The organism is Kitasatospora sp. NPDC127067 (assembly GCF_042724755.1).
GTDB classification, from domain to species: domain Bacteria; phylum Actinomycetota; class Actinomycetes; order Streptomycetales; family Streptomycetaceae; genus Kitasatospora; species Kitasatospora lactacystinica.
On sequence record NZ_JBHXEM010000197.1, the window covers coordinates 1 to 11,451 of the forward strand.

Here is an 11,451-nt window from a genome sequence, read left to right on the forward strand (position 1 = left end):
GTCGGGGGCCGCTCGGGGCCCGGACGGTGGTCGGCCGGCCGTCAGGCCTCCAGGTGGGTGGCCACCAGGGTGGCGAACTCCTCGGGGGTGAGGATGCGGATGCCGAGTTCCTCGGCCTTGGCGCGCTTGGAGCCGGCCTTCTCGCCCGCGACCAGGAGGGTGGTGCGCTTGGAGACCGAGGAGGAGGCCTTGCCCCCGGCGCGTTCGATCAGTTCGTTCATCTGGTTGCGGGAGAGGTCGGCGAGGGCGCCGGTCATGCTGCCGGTGACGACGACGGCCTCACCGGCCAGCGGTCCGCCGTCGCCACCGCCGTCGCTCCCCTCGCCGGTGCCGTTCCCGTCGCCGGTGCCGACCGCCCCCGCCGCGGCGGCGGGGGCGGTCGGGGCGGTGACGGCGGTGCCCACGCCGAGGGCGGCGAGGCGGTCCAGCAGCGGGGCGAGGTCGACGAGTTCGGCGGCGACGACGCGGGCCTTCTCGGTGCCGATGCCGTCGACGCCGGCCAGGGTTTCGGCGTCGGCGGCGCGGATCGCCGTCATGCTGCCGAAGTGCGCGGCGATGCGGCGGGACATGGTCCGTCCGGTGCCGCGGATGCCGAGGGCGCAGAAGACCCGGTTGAGCGGCTGGGTGCGGGCGGTGGCGATCGCGGCGAGCAGGTTGTCGGCGCTGGTCTCCCCCATCCGCTCCAGGGTGAGCAGTTGCTCGCGGGTGAGGGTGAACAGGTCGGCGAGGTCGGCGACCAGGCCGGCTTCGACGAGCTGGACGGCGCGGGTGCCGCCGAGGCCCTCGATGTCGAGCTGGTCGCGGCCGGCCGCGTAGAGGACGGAGGCGACGGCCTGGCAGTTGCGGCCGCGGGTGCAGCGCCAGCGCTGTTCGGTGGTGTCGATGGCGTCGCCGCAGCGCGGGCACGCCTCGGGGAAGGCGATCGGCTGTTCGGCGCCGGTGCGGGCGTCGAGCACCGGGGCCTCCACCCGGGGGATCACGTCGCCGGCGCGGTAGACGAAGACCTGGTCGCCGATCATCAGCCCGCGCCGTTCGATGTCGGCGGGGTTGTGGAGGGTGGCGAAGGTGACGGTGACGCCGTCGATGACGACGGGTTCGAGGACGGCGCGCGGGGCGATGATCCCGGTGCGGCCGACGTTCCACTCCACCCCGAGCAGCCGGGTGACCTTGTGCTGGGCGGCCAGTTTGCGGGCCACCGCCCAGCGCGGGGCGCGCGAGCCCAGGCCGGCCTCGGCGCGGTCGGCGGCCAGGTCGGCCTTGACCACCACGCCGTCGATCCCGAAGGGCAGTTCGGCGCGCAGGGCGGCGATCTCCTCGATGCGCTGCTGGACCTCGGTGATGCCCGCGCAGTGCCGCGGGCGGGCGTCGGTGGTGGCGGCGGTGTTGGCGCCGAGGGCGGCGAGGTGGTCCAGCAGGGCGCTGTGGTCGAGGCCCTCGGGGCCGACGGCGTCGTAGGCGAAGAAGGTCAGTTCGATCCGGTAGGGGCGGTCCTTGGCCCGCAGGGTGCCGGCGGCGCCGCTGCGGGGGTGGGCGAAGGGGGTGGCGCCGTGCTCGGCGCGCACCCGGTTGGCGTGCTCGAACTGCTCCTGGGTGAGCAGGACTTCGCCGCGCAGTTCGATGTCGGCGGGCTCGGTGAGCTCGGCCGGCAGGCCGAGGACGGCGTCGGCGGCGTGGGTGATGTCCTCGCCGGCGAGGCCGTCGCCGCGGGTGATGAGCTGCTGCAGGCGCCCGGCGCGGTAGCGGGCGGCGACGGCGAGGCCGTCGAGCTTGGGCTCCACGCACCAGGCGGCGACCGGCCGGCCCAGGCGCCGTTCGAGGCCGGCGGCCCAGGACTCCAGTTCCTCGGCGGAGAAGACGTTGTCCAGGGAGAGCATCGGCGCGCTGTGCGGGACGTCGCCGGTGGCGGCGCCGCCGGCCACCTTTCCGGTCGGCGAGTCGGGCAGGGCCTGGTCGGGGTGGGCGCTCTCGTAGGCGGCGATGGCCCGCAGCAGGGCGTCGTACTCGTCGTCCCCGAGCGGGGTGGAGCCGTCGGTGTAGTACGCGGCGGCGGCCCGGACGGCGGTGGCGACGGCGTCGGCGTACGCGGACGGGGAGGAGAGCGGTGCTGCGGTCTCGATCATGCGGGAATCATGACGGCCGGCACTGACATCGGCGCCCGGGGCGGTCGGACCAGCCGGGCGGTGGTGGGGGTGTCGGCGCCGTTGCGGCGGGCGTCGCGGCGGGTGTGCCCGGGGGTGTGCCCTCGGGGACGGGGGCCGAGAGGGCGGCGTCCGGCTCGGTGCCGGGTCGGGTGCCGGAGGGGGCGGGGAGCGGGAGCGGGTGGCCCTCGCGCCACTGGGCGGTGGTCCGCTCGCCGCCCGAGCGGCGCCGCCAGTACAGGTGCTGGGCGACGATCAGCGGGCCCAGCGCGGTGAGCAGCGGGAATCCGGTGGTGAGCCAGTTGAGGGCGAAGCAGGCGCTGACGGCGCTGGTGGTCAGCAGGCCGACGAGGGCGGCGACGGCGGCGGCGGTGCGGCCGTGGGCCTTGGCGGCGACCAGCGGGTACAGGACGAGCAGCAGCAGGTCGCCGAGGCCGACGGCGACGGGGGCCGGGCCGACGGTGAGGGCGAGCATCGGGGCGAAGGGGCGGTCCTGGACCTGTTCGAAGAAGCGGGCGGTGGTGTCGGTGAGGGTGGTCGCGGCGAGGTCGTAGGCGGTGAGGACGGCGGCCAGGGCGGCGGTGTGGACGGAGCGCAGGCCGCTCTGGGTCCAGAGGTTGGCGACGCCGACGACGGCGGCGGCGATCATCAGGTCGCTGCCGGCCCGGGCGGCGCCGGGGTGGCCGGTGAGGGCGGCGAGCGTGGTGGCGGCGGTGGCGGTGAGGGCGGCGGCCCAGGACCAGGGGGCGGCGCGCAGCCGGGCGGCGGCGAGCAGCGGGGCGAGGGTGAACTGGACGGCCAGGCAGCCGACGAGGCCGAAGACGGCGGAGACGGCGGCGCCGGGCAGGGCGGTGTAGAGCAGCGGGGCGAGGACGACGCCGGCGCACAGGACGGCGATGTCGCCGCCGGTGTAGACGCCGACCGGGGGGCGGGGCATCCGGATCCGGGCGAGGTACCAGGCGGCCAGGGCCAGTTCGGCGGCGACGGCGGCGCTCAGTGCGGCCAGGGCGGCGGGGCTGACGGTCATGCGGTTCCTCCCGCGGCCGGGGCCGCCGACGGTGCCGGGGATGCCGGTGGGGTGCCGAGGGCGCCGGGGCCGCCGGCGGTGTCGGGAGTGTCGAGGGTGTCGAAGGTGTGCTCGCGCAGGTCGGCGCGCAGGGGTGCGGTGGGCGGCATGGCGGCGCGGTCCTCGTACAGCACGATGTCGAACAGCCGCAGGCCGGCGGCGTGGGCGCGCTCCTCCAGGCGGCCGCGCAGGGCGGTGGCGGGCAGGCGGTCGACCAGCAGGTGCAGGCGGGCGGGTCCGCCGGGGCCGTCGGGGCCTTCGGTGAGGGCGTGGCGGGCGGGCAGCGGGACCTCCGGTTCGGCCTCGACCAGGTCGAGCACCTCGCGGGTGGTGACGGTGCGGCTGAGCGGCCCGTTCCAGCGGCCGAGGATCTCGGAGGTGGCGGGGAGGTGGGCGAGTTCGCAGGTGGGCGGCTCGGCGGGGAGGCGGACGAGGTCGCCGGTGGCGTAGCGCAGCAGCAGGGTGCAGTCGCGGTAGGGCACGTAGGGGGTGTGCACGACGGTGCCGGTGGCGCCGGGGGCGGTGGGTTCCCAGGTGAGCGGGTCGAGGACTTCGAGGTGTCCGAACTCGGTGGTGTGGTGGAGGTGGCCCCGGGTGCAGGGGGTGGCGCCGGAGGGCAGGATCTCGGTCATCAGGTAGGCGGAGGTGGCGGTGGCGCCGAACACCTCCTCGGCGCGGCGGCGCAGGGGCGCGGAGAGCACCTCACCGCCGACGCTGATCGACCGCAGGCCGAAGTCGGCGCTGCGCCACTTGCGTTGTTCGGCTTCCTGGACGAGGGCGGCCAGGTAGGAGGCGGAGGTGGTCAGGTGGGTGATCCGGGGGTCCTTGCCGGGCAGGCCGAGCGGGGCGGCGAGGCGGTCGAGGGCCACGGCGGGGTCGACGGTGCCGAACTGGACGAACCCGGCGCCGGCGCGGGTGGCCGACTCCTCGGCGTTGACCAGCGGCAGGGTGGCGCGGGAGCAGCCGGCGTAGGCGACGGTGTGGCGGGGGCGCAGGCCGAGGCCGAGCACGGCGGAGATGGTGCTGAAGGCGACGGCGCACTCGAGTTCGGCGCGGGAGAACCACACCGCGGTGGGGGTGCCGCTGGTGCCGGTGGTGAGCGCCATCAGGACGGGGGTGGCGGCGTCCGAGACGAAGGCGGCGGGCAGGGCGCGCAGCGCCTGTTTGGGGGTGACGGGGACGCGCGACCAGTCCTCGGGCTCCAACCTGGCCGGGTCGAGGTCGAGTTCGGCGAACAGCCGGCGGTAGTGGGCGGTGTGCCGGGCGGCGGCGCGGGCGGTGGCGCGCAGGCTGCGCCGGGCCACCTCGCGCCGCACCTGCGGGTCGACGTGTCCGGCCCGGCCGGGCAGCAGGGCGGAGTCCTCGCCGGGCTCGCCGAACTCGGCGATGGTGGCGACCAGGTCCCGCGCGAGGCGTTCCAGGTCGTTCGGGCGTATTCGACGGTTCGTCAGAATTGCTGCACCGTAACGCAGTTGGCTCAGCGCGGTCGCGAACAAGCGGACTCCCCAGGCCAGGGTCGGACGGTACGCCACCCGGCCCCGGCCGGGGTCGATCGGATCAGGCCCCGATCAGGTCAGACCATGTGGAGGAACATGGCGGCGGTGAGGGTGCTGAAGGCGTACTTGAGGTAGTGCTTGACCATGATCGGTTCTCCCTCGTACGGGCCGGCCGGCCGCCCTGACCGGGCGCGGCAGCGGATGCCCGTGGCCGGTTCTGGTCGACGGGCAACGGCAGTATAGGGACGGTTCGGCCACCCGCAACAGCCTGTGTGCACGGCCAACCTTCCTGCTGTTCACGTCAGTTCGTGACCACTCCGGGCCGACGGCCCGCCGGCACCTCACCGCTGGAGCTCCGGTGTCAGCACTCCAGGAGGGTGCAGCTCCAGTGCATGCCGCGCCCCATGCCGGCCAGGGCGATCAGGTCGCCGTCGCCGAAGTGCCCGGACGCGCGGTGGTGATGGAGGTCGAGGAGGTGGTCCGCGGCCCCGAAGTGGCCCCGCTCCAGGGAGATTTCGAGGTTGGTGCGCTCCACCGGGACGCCGAGCCGGTCGGCCAGCTTCGTCAGCGTGCCGAGGTTGTCGTTGAGCAGCACCACCCTGGCCAGGTCCGGGACGGACGCGCCGATCCGCTTGCAGGCCCGGGCCACCACCTCGTGCACCCGCTCGCCCATCAGGCCGGCGAACTCCTGGAAGCGCTCGGCGTCGTAGTCGAAGAACTCCATCAGGCCCCAGGCGTCGCGGGCCGGCGGGGGCGTCCGACCGCCGCGGAAGGGGTCGGCCGCCCCGCCCTGGTCCATCCGGAACAGGTCGACGCAGCGGCCGTCGCTGATCGTCTCGCTGGCCCGCCAGCGCAGTTCGGGGTGGCCGCGCCCGGCCACCGCGGCGCCGGCGCCGTCGGAGAACAGCAGCGAGTTGGTGTGCATCCGGTTCCAGTACGGCTCGCACGTCCGGTTCGCCCCGACCACCAGCGCCCGCTGGTACTCGGGGTGCGTGGCGAAGCGGCCGGCGAGCAGGTCGAAGCAGGTGATGCCGCTGACGCAGCCCTGACCGACGAGGACCGCCTCGGCCCGGCGGGCGCCCAGCCGGTCCTGGAGGCTCGCGGCCGCGTCCCAGTACAGGTACTCGGGGATGTCGGTGATCGCGAGGACCACCAGGTCCAGCTCGGCGGGGTCGGTGCCCGCTTCGTCCAGGGCTGCCCGGGCGGCGTCGACGGCCAGGTCGGTGAGCCCGACCCCGGCCGGGCTGCGGTGGACGGTGCGGTAGCCGTACGCCAGGACGCGTTCGACGTCCTTGGTGTACTCCGACGCCACGTCCGCGACGGCGACGGGCTCCCCGAGGGCCGATCCGAACGACATCAGTCCGTAGTCCACGCCACTGCCCCTTCCGGCCGCGCGGCTCGCCTGTCCGCGCACTGTTCGACACCGGAAAGGTGCCGCTTCCGCCGCCGAGGGAGTTCGTCATCGAACTTCCGTTTCCCGGTCCGGCCCGACGCCCCGTCAGGCTATACAGCGCCGAGGAGCCCTGACCAGCACCGACACCGGCACCCTCGCCGCACGGGCGGACGACGACACCGACGGGACCCCGGCCCGCGCAAGGGCGAGGCCGGCCATGCGGCGCATGACGGCGCCGGGGCGGGGCGCCCGGCTCAGCCCGCGAGGGCCTTCGCGAGGGTCTTGCCGAGGGCGTCGAAGCCGCCGATGAGGTTCCGGACCTGGTCGGGCGAGGCGGGGACGATGCGGCTGACGGAGGTGGAGGCCGTGATCGTTTCTCCTGGATTCCGGTACCGGGGTGGGGGTCGGAGCGGGGACGACAGCGGGCGGGGACGGGGCCCGGCGCCCCTCCCCCGCCTGCGCGCCGTCCGGCTCAGGAGGCCGTGAAGGCGACCTGGTCGACGGTCCAGAAGGCGCTGTTCGTACCGGTGTAGCGAAACTGGAAGCGGGCGGTGGTGGCGCCGGCGGGGACGGCGACGGGGAGGTTCTCGACGGTGTTGAGGTCGCTGCGGTAGGACTTCACCAACTGCGGGGCGCCGTTGTCGAAGACCACGTGGACGTCGCCGGTCTGCGGCCCGTCGATCTTGTAGTTCGTCGCGAAGGACAGCACGCCGCGGCTCGCGCCGGAGACCGGGTAGGCGGGGCTGACCAGGGTGGAGTCGAACTGGCCGGCGCCGTGCGCCTTGTCGTCCCACTCGTCGGAGTCGGCGACGGCGAAGACGTTGCGGGCGCGCACATTGGTCTCGCGGGACTGGCCGAGCTGGGCGGCGGTCCAGAACTCGTCGGTGGCGAAGGTCCAGCCGCGCCACTCGGTGACGCCGCCGGTGGGCATGCGGGAGTTGTCGATGCTCCAGCCGGTCGGCGGGGTGTGGGTCCAGCCCTTCACCGCGGCCGGGATGCCGCTCTCGTCGGCGCGGGCCTGCAGGCCCGGGCGCAGCGCGTCGAAGGCGTCGGGGACGATCTCGTCGATCGGGCGGCCGTCGAGCTGCCAGGCGGGGTCGACGGGGGCGCCCTCGTGCTTGAGGACGGTGGGGGCGATGTCGACCGGCTTGACGTCGTAGCGGCGCGAGCCGGGAGTGCAGCCGGTGCCGCCGGCGATCAGGAAGGTCTGGCGCTCGTTGGCGCTGTTGCCGCCGTGGCCGCCGGCGTCGGTGTGGCCGTGGTCGGTGGTGACGAGGATCAGCCAGTCCTCCGAGGCGTACGTGGGGCGGGACCTGACGGCCTGGAGGACCTGACCGACCAGGGCGTCGGCGGAGTGGAGGGCGGCCGCGTACTCGGCGCCGGCGCCGCCGTGGTTGTGGCCGGCCTCGTCGACCTGGTCGAAGTGCAGGAAGGTGGCGTCGGGGTTGCCGTGGGAGAGGTAGTCGACGGCGTCGGCGGCGGTCTTCGTGTCGTTCTCGCTCTCCTGCAGGCGCAGGTCGGCGCGGCCGTTGAAGACGTTGCCGGCGATGGGGTTCCAGGAGCCGATCACCAGGGTGGAGTTGGCGGGGTCGGCGTTCTCCAGGCGGGTGGCGAAGTCGGGGTACAGGTCGAAGCGGGAGCCGGTGAAGCTGTTGTCCTTCACCTGGTGCTTGTCGGGCCACACGCCGGTGGCGACGGTCGACCAGCCGGGGCCGGAGAGGGTGGGGGCCAGCGGGTTGGCGTAGAGGTTGCCGGTGGCGGTCATGCCGCCGGCCATCAGGGCCTTGAGGTTGGGGGCGTCGGCGGTGAGCAGCTTGTCGTAGCGGGTGCCGTCGACGCCGATGACCAGGGTCTTGGCCTGCTTGGTGCCGTTCGGCAGGCCCTGGTACGGACCGGCGGCGGTCGCGGTGGCGGTCGCGGCGGTCGCGGCGGTGGCGGCGGTGGCGGCGGCGGTCGGCACGATCAGCCCGGCGACGGCGGTGGCGGCGGCGAGGGTGACGGCCAGGGCTGCGGTGCGGGTGGAGCGCGGGGTGCGCAACGGAGGACTCCCAACTGGTCGGCAGCACGGTGCAGTTGCACCGGAAGTGAGGATGGGCCGGGCGGGCGAGGACGGGCCCTCCGCGAATCCACGGTTGTATGAACAACCGCAGAAATTCAGACCAGACCCGTTACACTTCCGTGATCCTGCACCCCGGGGTACCCGCCCGGCCCGGACGGCGCTCGATAGGCTTGCGCGGTGAACCACCCCATCCCCAGGGCCGTCCCCGAGCCCGCCCGCGCCGGCGTCCCCGAGCACGGCCGGGTGCCCAAGTACTACCTGGTCAAGGCCCGCCTGGAGGAGCTGATCGCCGAGCTGGGCCCGGGCGGGCGACTGCCCACCGAGGTCGATCTGGCGCAGCGTCACGGGGTCGCGCGGGCGACGGTGCGCCAGGCGCTGCGCGAGCTGCTGCTGGAGGGCCGGTTGCGGCGGCAGGGCCGGGGCACGGTCGTGGCCGGGCCGAAGATCGAGCAGCCGCTGTCCCTGAGCAGCTACACCGAGGGCGTCTCGCGCCAGGGCCTGCGCCCGGGCCGCACCCTGATCGCCCTGGACCGGCTGCCCGCCGACGCGGCGATGGCCCGGCTGCTGGAGGTCCCCGAGGGTGAGCCGCTGTGGCACCTGGAGCGGGTGCTGCGCGCGGACGAGGAGCGCGTCGGGCTGGAGTCCACGTACGTGCCGGTCGCCCGGGTGCCCGCGCTGGCAGGGGACTTCGACCCCGAGGGGTCCTTCTACGGCTATCTGCGCGAGCAGGGGGTGCGGCTCGGCGCCGCCGACGAGCGGATCGAGACGGTGCTGGCCAGCCCGCGCGAGGCCCTGCTGATCGGCACCCCGCCGGCGCTGCCGATGCTGCTGCTGCACCGCCGCAGCCTGGACGCGGCGGGGCGCCCGCTGGAGCAGGTGCGCACCCTCTACCGCGGGGACCGGTTCAGTTTCACCCTCGCCCTGGGCGCCCCGGACGCCCCGAACGCCCTGGGAGCTCCGAGGGCCCCGGACGCCTCGGACGCCCTGGGCGCCCCGAACGCCTCGGACGCCCCGAACGCGAACTGACCGTCCGGCGGCCGCGGGTCCGGCCGCCGCCGGCAGGGCGTACGGGGCATGCAGGGTGTACGAAGCGTCCGGGGCGTACGGGTGTCAGCAGGTGCCGACGCGGCCGTTGTACGAGGACCAGACCGGCACCCAGGGGCTGTTGTTGTCGTGCGGGCGGTAGACGACGAAGTTGCCGTCGTTCTGCATGCGCGCCCAGTTGGCGCTGGGGTTGCAGCCGAGGGCGGTGCCGGACCACCACTTGGCCTTCTTGAAGGTGTCGTAGACGACGAAGTTGCCGTCGTACTGCATGATCACCTTGCCCGGGCCGCCGCTGTTGGTGCCGCTGGCCCACAGCGCGTAGCCGGTGTTGGTGTCGTACTCCACGAGGTTGCCGTCGTTCTGGTACAGCAGCCGGTAGTCGCCGTTGCCGGAGACGAGCGAGTCGCCGGGCAGCAGGCAGTTGCCCCAGTTCATGTGGTCCCAGCCGCTCGGGTTGCGCGAGCAGTTCCACTCGCTGTTGACGTCGGCGGAGGCGCTGGTGGCGGTCGTCAGTCCGGTGACCGAGGCCAGTGCCAGGGCGGCGCCGACCATGGACAGGGTTCGCTTGACCGTTCCGGTGTTCCTCATCGTTCCCCTCGTTTCTGCTGCGGCGCGGTTCCCGACCGGCCGCGGCACGGTGTCATGGACGGCCGTACGGACCCGGGGCCCGCCCGCCGTCGTGCGGTGGGAGCGGGGCCTCTCGACCCCTGCGTCCATGGCAACGGGATGCGGGCGGCGGCCGGTTCACCGGGATTCCCGCGGCCGGCCGCCGGACCGGGGGCCGGGCGGAGGCCACCGGGCCCGACCTTGTAGGTTTCGGTGTCACCGGCTGCAAGGAGCCGGTGACACCTGGTGGGGAGGGGAGCCCGGCCGGGCAGGAAGGGGACGGACCCCGGAAGGAAAGGGCGGACAGTGGCCACGAACACGCAGAGCGTGTTCCGCAGCGAGGGCGTACCCGTGACGGAACGGTTCGACTGCTGGCGGGAGTTGGTCAGCCGCACCCGGGACAGCGAGGTGACCAGCGTCCACTGCGACGACTTCCGGGCGGAGATGCGGCGTCTGGAGCTGGGCCCGGTGACCCTCCTGCGCAGCTCCTTCCAGCCGACCCGCTTCCACCGCACCGCGCGCCGGGTGCGGCGCTCGGACCCGGAGGTGTTCCACCTCACCCTGCTGCTCGACGGCGGCTTCAGCCTGACCCGCGACACCGGGCGCACCGAGACCTTCGGGCCCGGCAACCTGCACATGCTCGACAGCTCCCACCCGTTCGACCTGCGGGCCTTCGGCTCCCGCGCCGCCCGCTCCCCCGGGGACCTGCGGATCGAGGCCGTCGGCGTCGACTTCCCCTCCGCCCTGCTGCCGGTGCCGCCGCACCGGCTGGAGGACCTGCTGGGCCGCGGCTTCTCCTCCCGGGAGGGCACCTGCGCGCTGCTCTCGGACTTCCTGCTCAACCTCGACCGGCAGGCCGCCCTCCTGGGCCCCGCCGACGCCCCCCGCCTGGGCGGCGTCGTGGTCGACCTGGTGGCCGCCTGGCTCGCCCGGGAGGTGGACGCCGAGGCCGCCGTGCCCGACGACAGCCGGCAGCGGGCCCTGGTCGAGCACGTCCGGGCCTTCATCGGACGCAACCTGCACGACCCCGAGCTGACGCCCGCCGTGATCGCCGCCGCCCACCACATCTCCGTCAGCTACCTGCACCGCCTCTTCGGCCGGGAGTCCGGCGGCGATACCGTCGCCGCCTTCATCCGCCGCCGCCGGCTGGAGCGGGCCCGCCGCGAACTGGCCGACCCCGCGCTGCGCTCCCTGCCCGTCCACGCCGTCGCCACCCGCTGCGGCCTGCCCCGCGCCGCCGAGTTCAGCCGCGCCTTCAAGGCCGCGTACGGCCTCTCCCCCCGCGAGCACCGCCACCGCGCCCTGACCGGGAGCGGGACCGGAAGCGGGATCGGGACCGGGGCCGGGGCCGGGGCCGTCGGCGGGTAGCCGTACGGGCAAGGGTAGCCGTACGGGCAAGGGCAGCCGTGCGGGCGGCGCGGCCCGTACGGACCTGGCCCACGGGCGCGAAAACCCCGCATCGTGAGCACCAGGTGCGCACGAGCGGGCGGGAATCCCGGATCAGTGCACGCAATGCCAAGGACTGTCCACTCAGCGCCAACACGGCGGGGGTGACGCCCTGGCATCCTCCCTGAGGGACACCGCGCAGCGGAACGTCGAGTTCCGTTCCGCGCCGGCGGCCCGGCACGCCACGGGGGAGCGTGCCGGGC

8 protein-coding genes are annotated in these 11,451 nt (G+C 74.6%); 2 read left to right on the plus strand and 6 right to left on the minus strand.

The window, feature by feature from the left end; all coding sequences use genetic code 11:
• Nucleotides 1–41: 41 nt before the first annotated feature.
• The 5 genes from ligA to ACFWJ4_RS39090 all read right to left on the minus strand — a co-directional run bounded on the left by ligA (nt 42) and on the right by ACFWJ4_RS39090 (nt 8,131).
• Complete coding sequence (gene ligA / locus ACFWJ4_RS39070) at nt 42–2,120, minus strand: NAD-dependent DNA ligase LigA (protein ID WP_380553537.1); 2,079 nt, start codon at nt 2,118–2,120, stop codon at nt 42–44.
• Between the two features lie 7 nt (nt 2,121–2,127).
• Nucleotides 2,128–3,165: a hypothetical protein gene (locus tag ACFWJ4_RS39075; RefSeq protein WP_380553540.1), complete on the minus strand. Its 1,038-nt coding sequence runs from the start codon at nt 3,163–3,165 to the stop codon at nt 2,128–2,130.
• Nucleotides 3,162–4,700, minus strand: coding sequence for a phenylacetate--CoA ligase family protein (locus tag ACFWJ4_RS39080; RefSeq protein WP_380553543.1), 1,539 nt, complete (start codon nt 4,698–4,700; stop codon nt 3,162–3,164). Before ACFWJ4_RS39080 ends, ACFWJ4_RS39075 begins: the two co-directional genes overlap by 4 nt.
• Nucleotides 4,701–5,061: 361 nt before the next feature.
• Nucleotides 5,062–6,072: a 3-oxoacyl-ACP synthase III family protein gene (locus tag ACFWJ4_RS39085; RefSeq protein WP_380553546.1), complete on the minus strand. Its 1,011-nt coding sequence runs from the start codon at nt 6,070–6,072 to the stop codon at nt 5,062–5,064.
• 493 nt (nt 6,073–6,565) lie between these two features.
• Entirely contained in the window at nt 6,566–8,131 is a 1,566-nt protein-coding gene (locus ACFWJ4_RS39090) for an alkaline phosphatase family protein (protein WP_380553549.1), read from the minus strand.
• Between the two features lie 198 nt (nt 8,132–8,329).
• Between ACFWJ4_RS39090 and ACFWJ4_RS39095 the strand changes: the two genes are divergently transcribed.
• Complete coding sequence (locus ACFWJ4_RS39095) at nt 8,330–9,178, plus strand: GntR family transcriptional regulator (protein WP_380553552.1); 849 nt, start codon at nt 8,330–8,332, stop codon at nt 9,176–9,178.
• 84 nt (nt 9,179–9,262) lie between these two features.
• Here ACFWJ4_RS39095 and ACFWJ4_RS39100 read toward each other — a convergent pair whose 3' ends face one another.
• Nucleotides 9,263–9,784, minus strand: a complete 522-nt coding sequence (locus ACFWJ4_RS39100) for a hypothetical protein (RefSeq protein WP_380553555.1) — start codon at nt 9,782–9,784, stop codon at nt 9,263–9,265.
• Nucleotides 9,785–10,108: 324 nt separating this feature from the next.
• On the opposite strand from ACFWJ4_RS39100, the gene ACFWJ4_RS39105 reads away from it, so the two are divergent.
• Nucleotides 10,109–11,170, plus strand: coding sequence for a helix-turn-helix domain-containing protein (locus tag ACFWJ4_RS39105; protein ID WP_380553558.1), 1,062 nt, complete (start codon nt 10,109–10,111; stop codon nt 11,168–11,170).
• The last annotated feature ends 281 nt before the right edge of the window (nt 11,171–11,451 follow it).